General features: G+C 52.0%; 16 protein-coding genes and 1 tRNA gene. 15 read left to right on the forward strand and 2 right to left on the reverse strand.

The window, feature by feature from the left end; genetic code table 11:
* Positions 1-11 precede the first annotated feature (11 nt).
* Positions 12-1,421, forward strand: a complete 1,410-nt coding sequence (locus IDM48_RS05625) for a bifunctional folylpolyglutamate synthase/dihydrofolate synthase (RefSeq protein ID WP_190618661.1) — start codon at positions 12-14, stop codon at positions 1,419-1,421.
* Positions 1,422-1,437: 16 nt separating this feature from the next.
* On the forward strand, positions 1,438-1,869 hold the full coding sequence (locus IDM48_RS05630) for a DUF4233 domain-containing protein (protein WP_318275174.1): 432 nt from the start codon (positions 1,438-1,440) through the stop codon (positions 1,867-1,869).
* Positions 1,870-1,977: 108 nt separating this feature from the next.
* On the opposite strand, the gene IDM48_RS05635 is transcribed toward IDM48_RS05630, so the two are convergent.
* Positions 1,978-2,115 carry a hypothetical protein gene (locus IDM48_RS05635; protein ID WP_190618510.1) on the reverse strand — a complete coding sequence of 46 codons (138 nt, stop codon included), beginning with the start codon at positions 2,113-2,115 and terminating at the stop codon, positions 1,978-1,980.
* Positions 2,116-2,302: 187 nt separating this feature from the next.
* Here IDM48_RS05635 and ndk point away from each other — a divergent pair, with 187 nt between their 5' ends.
* Positions 2,303-2,716, forward strand: a complete 414-nt coding sequence (gene ndk, locus IDM48_RS05640; RefSeq protein WP_145176115.1) for a nucleoside-diphosphate kinase — start codon at positions 2,303-2,305, stop codon at positions 2,714-2,716.
* A 48-nt stretch (positions 2,717-2,764) separates the two neighbouring features.
* Here the strand turns inward: ndk and IDM48_RS05645 are convergent, their stop codons facing one another.
* Positions 2,765-3,397, reverse strand: a complete 633-nt coding sequence (locus IDM48_RS05645; protein ID WP_238398059.1) for a vitamin K epoxide reductase family protein — start codon at positions 3,395-3,397, stop codon at positions 2,765-2,767.
* A 424-nt stretch (positions 3,398-3,821) separates the two neighbouring features.
* On the opposite strand from IDM48_RS05645, the gene IDM48_RS05650 reads away from it, so the two are divergent.
* The 12 genes from IDM48_RS05650 to IDM48_RS05705 all read left to right on the forward strand — a co-directional run bounded on the left by IDM48_RS05650 (position 3,822) and on the right by IDM48_RS05705 (position 15,630).
* Positions 3,822-6,959 (forward strand): Rne/Rng family ribonuclease, encoded by a 3,138-nt coding sequence (locus IDM48_RS05650; protein ID WP_190618512.1) that lies wholly within the window; start codon positions 3,822-3,824, stop codon positions 6,957-6,959.
* Between the two features lie 488 nt (positions 6,960-7,447).
* On the forward strand, positions 7,448-7,759 hold the full coding sequence (rplU, locus tag IDM48_RS05655) for a 50S ribosomal protein L21 (RefSeq protein ID WP_068169399.1): 312 nt from the start codon (positions 7,448-7,450) through the stop codon (positions 7,757-7,759).
* Positions 7,760-7,809: 50 nt separating this feature from the next.
* Positions 7,810-8,067: a 50S ribosomal protein L27 gene (rpmA, locus tag IDM48_RS05660; RefSeq protein ID WP_145176109.1), complete on the forward strand. Its 258-nt coding sequence runs from the start codon at positions 7,810-7,812 to the stop codon at positions 8,065-8,067.
* A gap of 142 nt (positions 8,068-8,209) precedes the next feature.
* Positions 8,210-9,790, forward strand: coding sequence for a GTPase ObgE (gene obgE, locus IDM48_RS05665; protein WP_068169393.1), 1,581 nt, complete (start codon positions 8,210-8,212; stop codon positions 9,788-9,790).
* Positions 9,791-9,946: 156 nt separating this feature from the next.
* Positions 9,947-11,080, forward strand: a complete 1,134-nt coding sequence (gene proB, locus IDM48_RS05670; protein ID WP_420803881.1) for a glutamate 5-kinase — start codon at positions 9,947-9,949, stop codon at positions 11,078-11,080.
* Positions 11,081-11,134: 54 nt separating this feature from the next.
* Positions 11,135-12,421, forward strand: coding sequence for a glutamate-5-semialdehyde dehydrogenase (locus IDM48_RS05675; protein ID WP_190618514.1), 1,287 nt, complete (start codon positions 11,135-11,137; stop codon positions 12,419-12,421).
* A 124-nt stretch (positions 12,422-12,545) separates the two neighbouring features.
* Positions 12,546-12,785 (forward strand): hypothetical protein, encoded by a 240-nt coding sequence (locus tag IDM48_RS05680; protein WP_068169387.1) that lies wholly within the window; start codon positions 12,546-12,548, stop codon positions 12,783-12,785.
* 66 nt (positions 12,786-12,851) lie between these two features.
* Complete coding sequence (nadD, locus tag IDM48_RS05685; RefSeq protein ID WP_190618515.1) at positions 12,852-13,574, forward strand: nicotinate-nucleotide adenylyltransferase; 723 nt, start codon at positions 12,852-12,854, stop codon at positions 13,572-13,574.
* Between the two features lie 94 nt (positions 13,575-13,668).
* A complete protein-coding gene (locus tag IDM48_RS05690) occupies positions 13,669-14,751 on the forward strand; it encodes a hypothetical protein (protein WP_190618516.1) in 1,083 nt (360 codons plus the stop codon).
* A gap of 54 nt (positions 14,752-14,805) precedes the next feature.
* Positions 14,806-15,252: a ribosome silencing factor gene (gene rsfS, locus IDM48_RS05695; protein ID WP_068169378.1), complete on the forward strand. Its 447-nt coding sequence runs from the start codon at positions 14,806-14,808 to the stop codon at positions 15,250-15,252.
* A gap of 71 nt (positions 15,253-15,323) precedes the next feature.
* Positions 15,324-15,396, forward strand: a tRNA-Ala gene (locus IDM48_RS05700).
* A 48-nt stretch (positions 15,397-15,444) separates the two neighbouring features.
* A complete protein-coding gene (locus IDM48_RS05705; RefSeq protein WP_190618517.1) occupies positions 15,445-15,630 on the forward strand; it encodes a hypothetical protein in 186 nt (61 codons plus the stop codon).
* The last annotated feature ends 194 nt before the right edge of the window (positions 15,631-15,824 follow it).

Here is a 15,824-nt window from a genome sequence, read left to right on the forward strand (position 1 = left end):
TGTCCGAGAACATGAACGAAGATTCCTTGTTCAACGAACTCGCCGCCGAAAGCAGTAGCCCGGCTGCTGCTTTCGGCGTGGAGTCCGTCTATCAGGATTTGCTTTCGCGCGCTCCTGAGAACAAGATGGCACCGCGTCTCGATGCTATGCAGCGGGCTATGGAAATTCTGGGGTCTCCTCAAGATGCCGCGCCGGTTATTCATATCACTGGGACCAATGGTAAGACGTCGACGGCCCGCATGATTGAGCGCATACTTATGGCTCATGATTTGCGCACCGGTCGCTACACCAGCCCCCATCTCACGAAAGTAACTGAACGCATCAGTATTGCGGGTGAGCCCGTGGCTGATGAGACATTTGTACGGATTTGGGAAGAGATTCAGCCTTATATCGAGATAGTGGATCAGGAGCTTATCGCAGCAGATAAACCCCGTATCACCTACTTTGAGGCATTAACTGTCCTGGCGTTTGCGATTTTCGCAGATGAGCCGGTTGACGTGATAATCCTTGAAGTCGGTATCGGCGGGTCATGGGATGCGACGAATGTGGCAACCGCCCAGGTCTCTGTCGTTACTCCGATTGGGTTGGATCATACCGACATGCTGGGGGAAACCTTGGCGGAAATTGCCGGGGAGAAACAGGGCATCATCAAAGATAATGGTTTCTTGGTGTCTGCGGTTCAGGATCCCGAAGCCGCTCAAGTTTTGTTGGATTCTGCCCGGGAGCATCAGGCGGAATTCCGGTTTGAGGGCGTTGAATTTGGAGTGTCTTCCCGGTTGCCCGGCGTCGGCGGGCAGATGATTTCTGTGCGCGGTCTAGCTGATACTTATGAGGATTTGCCAGTTCCACTTTTTGGCGCTCACCAGGCTGAAAATGCTGCGGTGGCTATTGCAGCTGTTGAGGCTTTCTTAGGCGGGGGAGAGAAGCCCCTGAACGTTGAGCTTATTCGTGCAGGCTGGGAGGATTTAACTTCGCCGGGGCGTCTAGAGATTATCCGTAGCGCACCTACCGTTTTACTGGATGCCGCCCATAACCCACACGGTATCAAAGCTGCAGCACAGGCGTTTAAAGAATCCTTCGCGGTAGATAAACTCAACCTAGTGGTTGGAATTTTGGGGGAGAAGGACGCCGTGGGCATCTTCGAAACCATCCGTGAAGAGTACTTGGATTCCACCGATTTTGAGTTATCTTTATATCTCACAGCTTCGGATTCTCCACGCGCCATCCCCGTAGAGCAATTGGAAAACATGGCTCTTGATGCGGGGTTCGATGAAGACCAACTGAGTACTTTTGAGCACTTGCACGACGCAGTAGCTCAGGCAATTACCGATGCTGGAACGGGAGAGGAGTTCAGCTCTGCTGTGCTCATTACCGGCTCCATCACGGTAATTGGTGAAGCACGTTTGATGATGGGACTCTAAGAACATGATGGCTCGAATGACTAAAAGACAGCGAGAGTGGCGCCCGGGGCAAACTAAGAAACCGGCACAGGTTAAAAAGATGTTCGCATCTACAGTGCTCACTTTGGAAGCTTTGGTTGCATTTTTTGCCACCCTTGCCACGTTTGGGCACCATTTTAATGATGGTTCGCTCATCAAAATTTCTATTTGGGTAGTGGGGCTACTCCTTGCTGCCGCTTTCATTGCTACCCCTGCTTTTTTGAGCAAATCATGGGGATATACTCTCGGATGGGTATTGCAGGTTTGCTTGATATTGACTGGTTTTGCATTGATACCAATGTTCTTTATTGGGGCTTGTTTTGCTGCTACCTACTGGTATGCGGTGCACACCGGCGAAAAACTCGATTATGAAAACGTCCAGCGTGCGAGAGCACAGCGTGAGTGGGAGCGGAAGAATCTGAGTAACTAGAATCCATTAGATCTTCGAGTTTCAGCTCAGTCGAAGAAGTCTCCGCAGACCATGAGTTGCGGAGACTTCTTCGTAATGTCTCGATGTCTTTGCTTTTAGAACATTCCGCTAGGACTTCTCGCTCATCGATGCGAAAGCCTCTTCATGTGCTTTTTCAATTTCTTGAGGATTCGCCGTTGACAGTAAATATTTATACCTGTTCAGGGCTGTGTTGCTGTTGTTTTCAGGGGTCACTTTCTGGGTCATTGTCGTTTTCCTTTCGCTCCTGTTTTCAAGGGTATGAGGTAGGGCTGTGATGGATATTGTTCCTACCTATGGCGAACCTGTGAGCAGAAAAGTAAAGGAATGAGCAATCTCCCAGAAGTTCCATGCATGCAACCAGGGCTGATATTGTGAGGTAGAACAATAGTTTCGCGAATTTTAAGGAGTACTCATGACTGAGCGCAGTCTAATTTTGGTCAAGCCCGACGGCGTCGAGCGCGGTCTCACCGGTGAGGTTTTGGCCCGCATCGAGCGGAAGGGATACCAGCTGGTGGAGCTCAAAAAGCTTCAGGCAACCGAAGAAATCCTCCAAGAACACTACGCCGAACACCAGGGCAAGCCCTTCTTTCAGCCCCTCGTGGATTTCATGCTCTCAGGTCCTGTAGTGGCAGCAATATTTGAAGGCGATCGTGTGGTTGAAGGTATTCGCAGCATCATGGGGCCATCCGAGCCGACTGTGGCTCCAGCCGGAACTATCCGCGGTGATTTGGGGCGCTCCTGGGGTGCAGGTGTCCAGAAGAATCTGGTGCACGGATCAGACTCAGCAGAATCTGCAGAACGAGAAATCGCTATCTGGTTCAAATAAGTCATAAAAATGGCCCGGTCAGTTTCAACTAACCGGGCCATTTGCTGTTTAGAAAGAATTTATTATCTGATCAAAGAAATGAATGATGATGATTCCGAAGAGGAGCACAAAAATCAAAATAACCACGAACCAGGACCACCCGGCTACTGCGCGGCGAATATGCTCTGGGGCAGGAATAACACCCGTTTGAATATTATGAGCTGTCGTCTTGGTCATCAAAATGGTCTGCATAATCCAGACAATCATGCAGAACAGGCACAGTGCGCCGATCACGAAAGTAGTGTTGAACCAGAGATAGAGAATGAAGCAAAACGCCAGTACATGCCCCACATTCATGCACAGCCAGTACCAGCGAGAAAACCGTGCCCCAGCAAGCATTGCGGTGGCGATTGTAATGGTAATTGCATACCCTACTAGCCCAATGTAGGGGTTAGGAAACCCAAATGCCTCTGCAAAAGGTGTGCGCATGACGGTGCCGCAGTTGAGAATAGCATTCATATCACACACTGATACGTGGGATGCATCTTTGGCAATTTGCAAGTGCTCATACACCAACATAGCTGAAGACGCGAAAGCGAGAATGCCTGTCAACAAAGATAGAATCGCGTATCTTGTGTCTGCTTTCATCGCTTCGTGGGTCGAGTACTCATGGATAGCGGACGCCTCGGAAATATGTGGCACTTTAACCTCTCAAGTGAACGTGGACTCTCCCCATCTTACTGATGTGTACTTCGAGATTGAAGGTCTTAGACTCGTCAGGCATCGCAAAGAATGCTGAATATCTGATTCGATGTGCGCACTTTCTGTGAGAGAATTGGGACGGTGGCCTTTTGACCCGCACTCAAAAGTAGCCATCCAACAGGTTTTTTCGATGCACCGCTGCCCCAGGTGGCAAGGTTTAGATTGAAATAAGTTCGACAAAGTTCGACTCGAAAAAATAGTTGGCCCGATTCACTGAGAAATACGACTTTAGTAATGGTCAGTCTCAGGTAGATCGCATAAGAGCTGGAGAGCAATCGGGTAGTTATAAGCTTTTGGGCGCAATGCGCCCCTGAACGCCGTAGGGGCGATATGCGGACGCTCCCTAGGGCAGGAGATAATACAGATGAGCGAGGACGTTCAGAACGTAAACTCTGCTGACGAATCCACTTCACCTGAAGTGGTTTCAATTCAGAATACCCCCCAGGAGAATCCTGATACCTCAGCAGAACGCCAGAATAATCAAGATAACCAGCAGAATGTTGAGACGCCAGAAAGTGCCGAAGACGCTGCGGAATCATCCAATACTTCTGCTGAGCAGCAGCCCAGCGAAGAAAACACCTCTTCCGAGCAAATTCAGGAGACTTCCTCGAATGCTGAAGAAACTGAAGAAGAAAAAGCAGAGAGCAAATCCCAACGGGAGAAGCTAGCTGCCGAGCTACAAAACCTCACTAAAGCAGCTGCCGCGAATAGTCTCCTATTTTTCGCGCCCAATCTCGATGAGATTGCAGAACAGGCAAAAGCAGAACGCGAAGCCCGCCGCGAAGCTCTTGAGGCTGAACGTCGCCAGCGCCGTCTAGCTGAAATTACTCACGACGAAGAAGAAGTGATTTCCCGCCGACGTCGCCGCCGCCGCCGCGGAGAAGTTGATATCGAAATTGACGGCGGAACCGATGGCGACCCCGAAAATACCGTCACCAAGGTGCGTGCGCCGCGACTGTCCGACTCCCACAGCACCAACCGCGTCACCGGTGTGCGCGGCTCAACCCGTCTCGAAGCGAAAAAAATCCGCCGCCGCGAATCCCGCCATTCGGGCCGTCGCCAGCGAGGAATTTCCGAAGCAGAGTTCCTTGCCCGCCGCGAATCAGTAGACCGGCAAATGGTAGTCCGCCAAAAAGATGACCGCATCCAAATCGGTGTCCTCGAAGATGGCGTACTCGCCGAGCACTTTGTCTCAAAAACCCAGCAGGACTCCCTGATTGGCAACGTGTACCTCGGAAAGGTGCAGAACGTTTTGCCTTCAATGGAAGCAGCATTCGTGGATATCGGACGCGGACGCAACGCCGTCCTCTATGCCGGTGAAGTGAACTGGGACGTTTCAGGTCTCGACGGCTCACCCCGCAAAATCGAAAACGCCCTAAAATCTGGGGATTCTGTCCTGGTGCAGGTCACCAAAGATCCCGTGGGTCATAAGGGCGCTCGACTGACTAGCCAGGTATCTTTGCCCGGTCGTTTCTTGGTGTACGTGCCCGGTGGCTCAATGACCGGTATTTCACGTAAATTGCCTGATACCGAGCGCACACGCTTGAAAAAGATTCTCAAGAATAAGTTGCCTGACGGTGCAGGCGTTATTGTCCGTACCGCAGCAGAGGGCGCTTCTGAGGAAGAACTGAGCCACGATATTAACCGCTTGCGCGTACAGTGGGAAGAGATTCTAAACCGCGCCTCCGCGCCGAAGACTCTTGCTCCCGAAATGCTGTACCAGGAGCCTGACCTCACCATCAAGACTGTGCGTGATGTTTTCAATGAAGACTTCACCGCCATGATGGTTCAGGGCGACGTCGCTTGGGATTCTATTGAAGCCTATGTCACCTACATGGCTCCGGACTTGGTGGATCGCTTGCAAAAGTGGGACAAGGACGAAGATCTTTTCGATCATTACCGCATTGAAGAACAGCTCTTCAAGGCTCTCGATCGAAAGGTTTACTTGCCTTCAGGCGGTTCGCTGGTCATTGATCGTACTGAAGCTATGACCGTGGTTGATGTAAACACCGGTAAGTTCACAGGCTCCGGTGGCAACTTGGAAGAGACCGTTACCAAGAACAACCTTGAAGCCGCAGAAGAGATTGTGCGCCAACTTCGGTTACGCGATATCGGTGGCATTATCGTTATTGACTTTATTGATATGGTTCTCGAATCAAATCGTGATTTGGTTCTGCGCCGTCTGGTGGAATGCCTGGGTCGAGACCGTACCAAGCATCAGGTTGCTGAAGTTACCTCGCTTGGTCTTGTTCAGATGACGCGTAAGCGCATGGGAACCGGACTTTTGGAAGTTTTCTCAGAGCCGTGCGAGGAGTGTGCGGGGCGTGGCGTCATCGTTCACGACCAGCCTCTGAAGGGTCGTTCGGGAGGCGCTTCGGATTACATCCATCGCCATGATCGGGATGACCGTCGTAAGGCACGTAAGTCTCAGCGTAATCGCGATACTCGCCACAACGATCATCAGGTGTCTTCGCATGAAGACGACAATCGTCAAAGCGAAGCACGTCGTGCAGCCCTTGCTAATATTGCTGCGGCAAGTACTCATGAGCCCGAGAAATCTGAGGCGGATGACTCCCGAGAGTCTAAGAATGCTCGCAGGCGTAAGCGTCGCAAGCAGAATCGCCGGGAGCAAACTCCCCAGGATCAGCAGAGCTCAAACGAGCAGTTCACCGGTACACCGGATTTGACGGTTACTATTGGCGGTGAAGTCATAGAGCTTCCCCAACGTGAGGAATCGAAAGAGACTGAAGACACTACTGCCGAGCAGGGGTCTTTGACTCTTGAGTCGCTCACAGAAGCATTTGACCAGAAAGAGAAGAAGGGGCGCTCTCGCAAGCGTCGTTCTGATTCTTCTGCGCAATCACAGAGTGCTAAGTCCGCAGAAGAATCTGATGTTTCTGACTCATCATCTTCTTCTGCTGACATTGATTCCCGCTTCACTCAGAACTCCAACCGCTTCGAAGCAATTCGCGCTGGTGAGGCACGGGCTCGTGCATCGCAGAAAGCAGGTCGCGACGTCGTTCGCTCGGAGAATGAGAACGGATACACCGAATCATCTACACAGCGTACAGAACGTTCACGTTCCTCTCGCGATACCGCAGAAAAACCATCGAGGAATTCTCGTGGGCGCCGCGCTAACTCTCAATCTCAGGGTGAGAATGCCCGACATAACGAGCGTCAGGCACAGAAAAAACCTCGCGTCAGCGGGGTAGCGCAGCCCGGTAGTGTGAACGGAACATCCGAGCCTTCGGTTGTTGAAACTGTAGCTCAGCAACCAGCTGAGCCCGTACAGAAAACACCTGCAAAGAAGCGCCGTTCGCGACGCGCGGTCAGCACGGGCATTGACGGTAGCGTGCAGTCCCAGGATATTCAGAAGGCAGAAGCTACAGGAACAGTTGTTTCGACTTCTATGTCTGTGGCGTCTTCAACTGAAAATGCCTCTGCGCCGGTCATGTTGGGCGTGGGCGTGTCAGCCGAAGAAATTAAGCGCGAAGGAAAGTAAGACTTTCTATGAGCAGGTAAATGCAAGAGCCTGGGGGGACCGCTATAAACGGCGGTACCCCAGGCTCTTGCTATGAGTGTTTCAACACAATGCGTCTTGTGGGCTTACTAAGAGACGAGAATTCATATATTAATGGGTAGATAAACTTGCGTTCGTTTCTACTCTTTCAGAGAACTTTGTTGTCTGATGAGGGGTGCAGAGCGTTTGCTGACATGCTTAGGGCGTGTCACTTGCCCTCTGTAGCAGAGTGTCGTAGGCTTATATGTCGGTGCTGTTTGATTTGTTTTACACGTTTCAAGTCAGACTTAAGCATCCACCGGTGAGCAATCACTGGAAAACTCGATGAGCGCGCATCCTTATATAAATGCTCTGAATCCAGCGAGAAATCTTCTCAGGGTTCAGTAAGCGATACACGTTTTTGGTACTAGGATCAGCGCTCTGTCGAAATATTGTTCAAACTAAAGACGTCGAGAGAAGTGAGTTCCCAAGTGGCATACGCGATTGTACGCGCTGGCGGCCGCCAGGAAAAGGTTTCCGTAGGAGACCTCGTTACCCTTGACCGCGTCGCTGGCGAGCCCGGTAGCACTCTAGAGCTGCCTGTACTGCTGCTGGTTGATGGGGACAAGGTCACTGCAGATGCAAAGACCCTGGCTTCTGCCAAGGTAACTGCTGAAAAGATTGAAGACCTTCGCGGTCCTAAAATCGTTATTCAGAAGTACAAGAACAAGACCGGTTACAAGAAGCGTCAGGGCTTCCGCGCAGAACTTACCACCGTCAAGATCACTGCGATCAACGCGTAAGTTCGGCAAGCTCCGGATCTTCAAACAATCTTTACCTAAGGTAGGCACAGATGGCACATAAGAAGGGCGCAAGCTCCACCCGCAACGGCCGTGACTCTAACCCCCAGTACCTCGGTGTTAAGCGCTTTGGCGGTCAGACCGTCAACGCAGGCGAAATCATCGTCCGCCAGCGCGGCACCCATTTCCACCCCGGCAACAATGTAGGCCGTGGCGGAGACGACACCCTGTTTGCACTTGCATCAGGTCAGGTCGAGTTCGGTACCCGTAAGGGCCGCAAGGTCGTTAACATTCTTGCAGCAGCTGAGTAATTAGCTCTTTAGAATGCACGGAGAGGGCAAGCACCGATGGTGCTTGCCCTCTCTGCATCTGTTCAAGATGCGTATAGTTCAGTCCCGTTAGATATGGGACAATGAGTAAAAGTTTTTATAGTCAATACAAGGAGAATCTTTCGTGGCAGAATTTGTAGACCGCGTCGTCCTGCATGTATCCGGTGGACACGGTGGGACCGGCTGTGTGTCGGTTCGCCGCGAGAAGTTCAAGCCTCTTGGCGGCCCTAACGGTGGAAACGGTGGAAATGGCGGCGACGTCATTTTGCGAGTCGATGGTCAGTCGACCACACTGCTGGAATACCATCACACCCCCCATCAGCATGCACCCAATGGTGATATTGGCCGTGGCGACCTGCACCATGGATTCAACGGTGAATCTTTGATTTTGTCGGTTCCGCAGGGAACCGTGGTCAAAGATAAAGAAGGCAATGTTCTTGCCGACCTTATTCGGGTAGGCGATGAGTTCGTGGCCGCTCAGGGTGGTCAGGGGGGCCTGGGTAATGCGGCGTTGGCTTCTGCTAAGCGCAAGGCTCCCGGTTTTGCTCTGTTGGGTATTCCCGGCGATGAACGAGATATCGTTCTTGAACTTAAGTCAATTGCTGATATCGCTCTGGTGGGTTACCCCAGTGCTGGTAAGTCTTCCTTGATTGCTGCTATTTCCGCTGCACGTCCTAAGATTGCAGACTATCCTTTCACCACCTTGGTGCCTAACCTCGGTGTGGTTCAGGCAGGGGATACCCGCTATACCGTAGCGGATGTTCCCGGTTTGATTGAGGGTGCTTCCGACGGTAAGGGGCTCGGGCATCGCTTCTTGCGTCATGTGGAGCGCTCTTCTGCGCTAGTCCATGTGATTGACTGTGCAACTCTGGAGCCTAATCGCGATCCGATTTCTGATTTCGAGGTTATCCGTGGGGAGCTAGAAAATTACGAGGTGGATCCCACTGCCGGAGTGACCATCCCGTTGAACGAGCGTCCTCAGTTGATTGTCTTGAATAAGATTGACGTACCCGATGCTCGCGAGTTGGCGGAGTTTGTGCGCGGTGACTTTGAGGCCAAGGGTTTCAAGGTTTTTGAGATTTCTACTGCCTCTCATGAAGGCTTGCGAGCGCTGACTTTCGCGATGGCAGAAATTGTTGAGGCGGATCGAAAGGCTCGGAAGAAGGCTGAATCGAAACCCGTTGAAGATAACACTGTGGTTCGCCCCAAGGGATTCCGCTCGAAGAAGCAGAAGGAATTCTTTATTCGCCGTGAAGAGCGTAATCTGGAGCCTTTGTTCCGCGTAATTGGTGAGAAGCCCGAAAAGTGGATTATGCAGACCGATTTTAATAACGATGAAGCGGTCGGCTATCTGGCGGATCGTTTTGCAAAGCTTGGTATTGAAGACGAACTGTATAAGCAGGGTGCGCGTGCTGGTGACGCCGTGGTGATTGGTGAAGCGAATGACGCCGTCGTCTTCGATTGGGAGCCTACGATGGTAGGTGGCGCCGAGATGTTGGCTTCTCCTCGCGGTACTGATGTGCGTTTGGAAGAAGTTATTCGTCCCAGCCGTTCGGAACGTAAGGCTCAGTACCACGATCGTATGGATGCTAAGGCTGAGGCTCGTGCTGAGCTTGAAGCTGAGCGTCAGGCAGGTGTGTGGACTGAATCTGTGGATGAAAAGGCGAAAGCTAAGAATTCCTCGAAGAACGAGCAAAACTCCTAATGATTAGAGATGAGTCCTAGATCTCTTTTAGACTTAACACCGTACCCGTGTCTCGGGTACGGTGTTTTGTTTTGTTGGTCGATGAAATGAGTCTTCATGAACTCCGCTTCGCAAGAATCTTTGGTTGCTAGTGCTCAGTCTCGGGCTAAGCATCGGATGAGTCCTATTTCCGAGCGCTTTGAGTTGCCTAAGGCACACCGGGTTGTGGTTAAGGTGGGTTCTTCATCGCTGACTTCCATTGAGAATTCTTTAGATGAGTTGGCTATCGCCACCATTATTGATGTTTTGGCGAAGGCTCTGCGGATGAATCCTCAGATGCAGATTATTTTGGTGTCCTCGGGGGCGATTGCTGCGGGTTTGGCGCCTTTGGGGCTTTCTCGCCGACCAAAGGATCTAGCGACTCAGCAGGCTGCGGCGTCGGTGGGGCAATCACTTCTGATGGCGCGGTATACGGAGACTTTTAGTCGCTATGGTGTGCGGGTTTCTCAGGTATTGCTGACCGCCGACGATTTGATGGCGCGGGATCGGTATCGGAATGCCCACCGGCAGTTAGAGCGCCTGTTGGAACTGGGGGTAATGCCCATTATTAATGAGAATGATGCCGTTGCGACTGCTGAAGTTAAATTTGGGGATAATGATCGCATCGCTGCGCTGGTGGCTCATACGGTGAAAGCAGATGCTCTGATTCTGCTCTCTGACGTGGATGCTTTGTATACGAAGCATCCTGCGCAGGGTGGTGAGCGCATTGTCCAGGTGCGAGGAGCAGAAGATTTAGAGGGTGTTTCAATTGGTTCAGTAGGGTCTGCAGGAGTGGGTTCTGGTGGAATGGTGACGAAGGTTCAGGCGGCTCATCTTGCTGCAGCTTCGGGTATTCCCGCTTTGGTAACTAGCGCGGCTCAGGCGCGGGCGGCTCTTGCAGGGGAGGACGTGGGAACATGGTTTTTTGCTACCGGTGTGCGGCGTTCTGTTCACGAATTGTGGTTGGAGCATCTTGCGGATATTCGCGGAGGTATTGTTCTCGATGAGGGAGCGGTAGCGGCGGTGCGCCGTCGCCGTTCCCTCTTAGCAGCGGGGATTGTGAGCGTAGAAGGCAACTTTGATGGCGCCGACCCGGTGGCACTTTGCGATAGTGGGGGAGCGGTGATTGCTCATGGGCTGTGTTCTTATAGTGCTACTGAAACTGCGGCAATAGCTGGTCTGCACTCGGCAGAAATCCGAGAAAAGCTGGGGGAGAGCTTCGACGCTATTGCGGTGCATGCCGATAATATTGCTGTCGTGGGGCAATACTGATTCTTTAGGATAAGAAACGCCCCATTCTGCGCGGTATCTGTTTAGGATAGAAGCATGACTGAGAGTTCATTGACCGTTTCCGATTCTGTCATGCGCGAAGTTCGCGATATGGCGTACGACGCGCGGATAAGCTCGCGTGCTTTAGCTCGGGCAGATACTGCGTGGAAGAACAGGGGACTACAAGCGATTGCTGAGGACTTAGTAGAGCAGTCTTCGGTAATTCTGGCGCGAAATGCTGATGACGTACATCGTGAGCGCGCCAACGGCATGAGCGAGGCGATGCTCGACCGCTTATCGCTTAACCCTCAGCGTATTCAAGAGTTGGCAGATTCATTGCATGCGCTCGTGGGGCTTGCAGACCCGGTGGGGCAGGTCATTCGAGGGGCAACCCTCGATAATGGTTTGCGCATGGTGCAGACACGGGTGCCTCTGGGGGTAGTCGGGGCTATTTATGAGGCCCGACCAAACGTGACGGTCGATATCGCAGGTCTAGCGATTAAATCAGGAAATGCTGTGATGTTGCGAGGGGGCTCTGCGGCGGCGAAGACTAATCAGACCATTAGCCGTATCATTCGTGCCGCTCTCGATCGGTGTGGTCTTCCGATGGATTGTGTTCAGTCAGTTGATGAATTCGGCAGAGAGGGCGCCAACGCACTGATGCTTGCCACCGGAGCTATTGATGTTCTGATTCCCCGGGGCGGTCACAATCTTATCCAAAGCGTAGTGAAGAACGCGCGCGTCCCCGTGATTGAGACTGGGGAGGGCAACTGCCATATTTTCGTGGATATTTCTGCATCGGAGAAAATGGCCAAGGATATCTTGGTAAACGCAAAGACCCAGCGCCCCGGTACCTGCAATACGGTGGAGACCCTTCTGCTAGCAGAGGGCTCCAATGCCGCTCCTGCAGTTCTCAAAGCACTTGCTCAGGCAGGGGTGACCTTGCACGTAGATGAGCGAACCTCCGCGCGTTTGCCTGCGGGGATTGAATATGTTCAAGCTACCGAAGAAGACTTCCATACTGAGTATGGTTCTCTTGACCTCGCGGTGGCTACGGTTGATGACGTCGATGCTGCTATCTCGCATATTCGCCGATATTCGACCGGCCACTCTGAAGCGATTGTTACGAACTCACTTGATCATGCGGAGAAATTCATTCAAGAAGTGGATTCGGCTGCCGTTTACGTCAATGCTTCTACTCGATTTACTGATGGTGGGCAATTTGGTTTGGGTGCAGAAGTAGGAATATCGACCCAAAAACTGCACGCCCGTGGGCCCATGGGATTAGAACAGCTCACCACCAGTAAGTGGATTGTGCGCGGTGACGGTCAAACCCGCCGCTAAAAGCACGACGTTTTTAGCCACTATACCCAGTTCACAATGCGAATAATCGATTAAAAGCCGGTAGCATGGTGACTAAACATCTGCATTTGCTCTCACACACACGAGCTTTTCGGAAAGGAATTTCATGAACGAGATTTTTCTAGCAGCAGCGGAAGCTGAAGCTGAGCACGGCGAACAGCTGATGCTCTTGGGGCTTCCCACCTACTGGTTCGGTATCATTGCCGCTATCATTTTTATTGCGCTTTTCCTCGTCACTATCTCTTTCAGCGGTCGAAGCATTGTACGCCCCGACCATGCTGGCAACATCATCGGCCACGATGAAGAACAGGCGATGGCAGACTACAAGGCAAAGCACCGCCACTAATTTTTTCGTGAAAGTCGGCGCATCCATACCAGGGGTGCGCCGACTTTCGTACTGTCCAGGAGTTTTATGAGCGTCCTACCTCATTTCCCCCAAGAATTTACGAATATACCTCCGCGCGTAGAAGGCCGCACCCGTTTAGGGGTCATGGGTGGAACTTTTGACCCCATCCATCACGGTCACCTCGTAGCGGCAAGTGAAGTAGCAGCCCTTCTTGATTTAGACGAGGTAGTTTTCGTACCCACCGGTCAGCCCTGGCAAAAGGCAAATAAAAGGCAGGTATCAGATGCCGAGCACCGCTATCTGATGACCGTCATCGCCACCGCGTCCAATCCCCGTTTTACAGTCAGCCGGGTTGATATTGATCGTGAAGGTCCCACCTATACCATCGACACGCTCAACGATTTGCGTGCGCTCCGACCTCAGAGTGACCTCTTCTTCATAACTGGCGCCGATGCCATGAATCAGCTCATGACCTGGAAAGACTCCGATAAACTGTGGAACCTTGCCTACTTTGTAGGCGTGACACGCCCAGGACACAAACTCGAAGTCCCGGATGTAGGACCAGAGCATTTCGCACTCATGGAAGTACCCGCTATGGCAATCTCTTCCACCGACATCAGAGAGCGCTCTGCTAACCACATGCCCGTCTGGTACTTAGTGCCAGATGGGGTGGTTCAATATATCAATAAGTACGACCTTTACCATGCAACTGCATACACAGCAGAAGACCTCCCACACTATTCGGATGGCCTCCCGCACGGTGCCCATGAGCTGCGAAGCGGCGAATAAAACCCCTGTGGGATAAAATCCCTCAAGCTCAACCCCCTTAGGCGTTGCTAGTATGGGTTTAGAGCAGACTCAGTTCTTCTGAAGCGAGGAAATCTTGACTGAAAATAAAGACGAGGCAGTAGGAAACGACGCCGAGAATAACAGTTACCTTTTTGAACCGTTCATCACCGCGGACGGTCTAGAGGTACCCCCTCCGACTCGTCCGATGGGTCCGCGTCGTCTTGCTCGATACAGAGACGACGTTGCCTCCTACCTGCGCGCCAAAAGAGACGGCAGGCCTCTGCCCGAGGAGCCCATAGCTTTTATGCCGAACTCCGCTGAGGATCAAGGAGTCACCGAAGAAACCCTGGAAGTACAGCGCAAATTTGCTGCACTCTCCGCTATGGGGGACATTAAAGGTCCCGATGCCGCTAATGACATTACTGCCGGCGGTAAGGATCAGCGTGAAGACGCCGCAGTAGTGGACGCCACGCCGGTACCACAGATGAACGAAACAACTTCATCACCCCTTGATCTGGCCGCCGTCGATCACGATGCGACAACCGACATCACCTATGGCGGTGACGTCATCGTAGATGAAGACGAAGATGCAACTGACGAATACGATGCGCTCGCCGGTGAAGACTCAGCAACTGCCCCTGAGCAAGATTTCTCTGAAAATCAGGCAGAGGCATCTGGGCGGGCACCTGCTGATTACGCTACAGAGCACATCGAAGTCCGCTTGCCTCTACCCGTCCCGGCGCTCCAGGCGCAGGGACTAGATTTGAGTACCCTGGATAGATCGGACGATGACGAAGTCGAGGCATGGGAACCCCTTCACCCGAATAACTCATCTGAGGCACCTAAACAGGATTCGGCGATGGATTCTGCTTACTCAGATATGTCCGTTCATTCTGTTGATGAGTCTGCTCCGCACTTGACACCGTGGATCACTTCAGAGCAGCCCGTCGTCTCTCAAGAAGAGTCTGCGGATGAGACTCAGAATACTGAAGATACTTCCGAACCTGAAGAAGTACCCCCCGCAGATGAGGCACCTTCACGGGATGTGCTGGCTACCCCTGATGATTCAACGGCGCCCGTAGAGGAAAATCGGAAATCTTCTGCAAAAACAGGTTTGCTGTTATTCCTGCTCATGCTTGTGGTCTTGATCGCTGTGACCCTTTTCTTTGTACTATAAGATTGATATTTTCTCCTTTACCGACCGCGGTAAATCGAGTGTCGAAAGGACACCATGACTGCATCAGCCGAATCTATTAAGGCTCTAAAAATTGCTGCTCAGGCAGCCGAAGAAATGCAGGGAACTAATTTGTTCGCTGTTGATACCTCAGAAGCTATGGGGCTTATCGATGGCTTCTTGGTCGTCTCCGCTCATAACGAGCGCTTGGTCAATGCGATTGTGGACGAAGTTGAAGACAAACTCCGTGAAGAGATGAGCTGGAAACCCGCCCGCCGTGAAGGACGTGCCGGCGGTCGTTGGGTACTGCTGGACTTCGAGGATATCGTTGTACACGTTCAGCATGAAGAAGACCGTGCATTCTATGCGTTGGATCGCCTGTGGTCGGAAGCACCCCGTATTGAACTGGGTGTGGAAGGCGAAACTGAATTTACCGAAAAGGTAGACCAGGAAGCTGACCAGCGCATCATCACTGCTGAAGACGAAGTAAAAATCGAAGACTAATTCTTCAAGTTGCACAGGTGGAGCACACTTGTGTACACTGGTTGAGTGCTTACGGGCATTCAACTAAATACGGGGATATGGCGCAGCTGGTAGCGCACTTGCATGGCATGCAAGGGGTCAGGGGTTCGAGTCCCCTTATCTCCACACTGACAAGACCCGAATCTTTCCATCATTGATGGTGAGGTTCGGGTCTTGTGGTATTTCCTCGCAAATGAAGGCTTGCATAGCGGTCTGCGACATCATCTGGGCAGGGCGCAAGGAACCAGCGGTGCATCTGTAGATAGAGAGCAGGTTGTTCGTTCCACTCGTGAGTCTTGCAACGACGTGCGCGAGGAAGAGATAGAGGAAACTGCTGAAAACCTCACTGGCAGGTTCTGAACCCGCCCAACTTAATCTTCGATGCGGCTGAAGTACTAGAGAGTAGAGAGCGATGATCTGATTGTTGCTTTTTGTGTCGGGCGTTTCTGCAGGTCATATCCCTCTTCAAAAAATGCGTTTTATGTGCGCCAGTGAGTCCCTAGGATGGATGAGAAGTTCCCCCCCAACTTCCTCCCAAGAATTAAATCCCCCGA

Origin of the sequence: Rothia amarae, assembly GCF_014705945.2 — a bacterium.
Lineage (GTDB): Bacteria > Actinomycetota > Actinomycetes > Actinomycetales > Micrococcaceae > Rothia > Rothia amarae.

Coding starts and splice junctions, on each gene's coding strand:
- IDM48_RS05625 (WP_190618661.1), top strand. CDS start 12: ATGAACGAAGATTCCTTGTTCAACGAACTCGCCGCCGAAAGCAGTAGC.
- IDM48_RS05630 (WP_318275174.1), top strand. CDS start 1,438: ATGACTAAAAGACAGCGAGAGTGGCGCCCGGGGCAAACTAAGAAACCG.
- IDM48_RS05635 (WP_190618510.1), bottom strand. CDS start 2,115: ATGACCCAGAAAGTGACCCCTGAAAACAACAGCAACACAGCCCTGAAC.
- ndk (WP_145176115.1), top strand. CDS start 2,303: ATGACTGAGCGCAGTCTAATTTTGGTCAAGCCCGACGGCGTCGAGCGC.
- IDM48_RS05650 (WP_190618512.1), top strand. CDS start 3,822: ATGAGCGAGGACGTTCAGAACGTAAACTCTGCTGACGAATCCACTTCA.
- rpmA (WP_145176109.1), top strand. CDS start 7,810: ATGGCACATAAGAAGGGCGCAAGCTCCACCCGCAACGGCCGTGACTCT.
- proB (WP_420803881.1), top strand. CDS start 9,947: ATGAGTCCTATTTCCGAGCGCTTTGAGTTGCCTAAGGCACACCGGGTT.
- IDM48_RS05675 (WP_190618514.1), top strand. CDS start 11,135: ATGACTGAGAGTTCATTGACCGTTTCCGATTCTGTCATGCGCGAAGTT.
- IDM48_RS05680 (WP_068169387.1), top strand. CDS start 12,546: ATGAACGAGATTTTTCTAGCAGCAGCGGAAGCTGAAGCTGAGCACGGC.
- nadD (WP_190618515.1), top strand. CDS start 12,852: ATGAGCGTCCTACCTCATTTCCCCCAAGAATTTACGAATATACCTCCG.
- rsfS (WP_068169378.1), top strand. CDS start 14,806: ATGACTGCATCAGCCGAATCTATTAAGGCTCTAAAAATTGCTGCTCAG.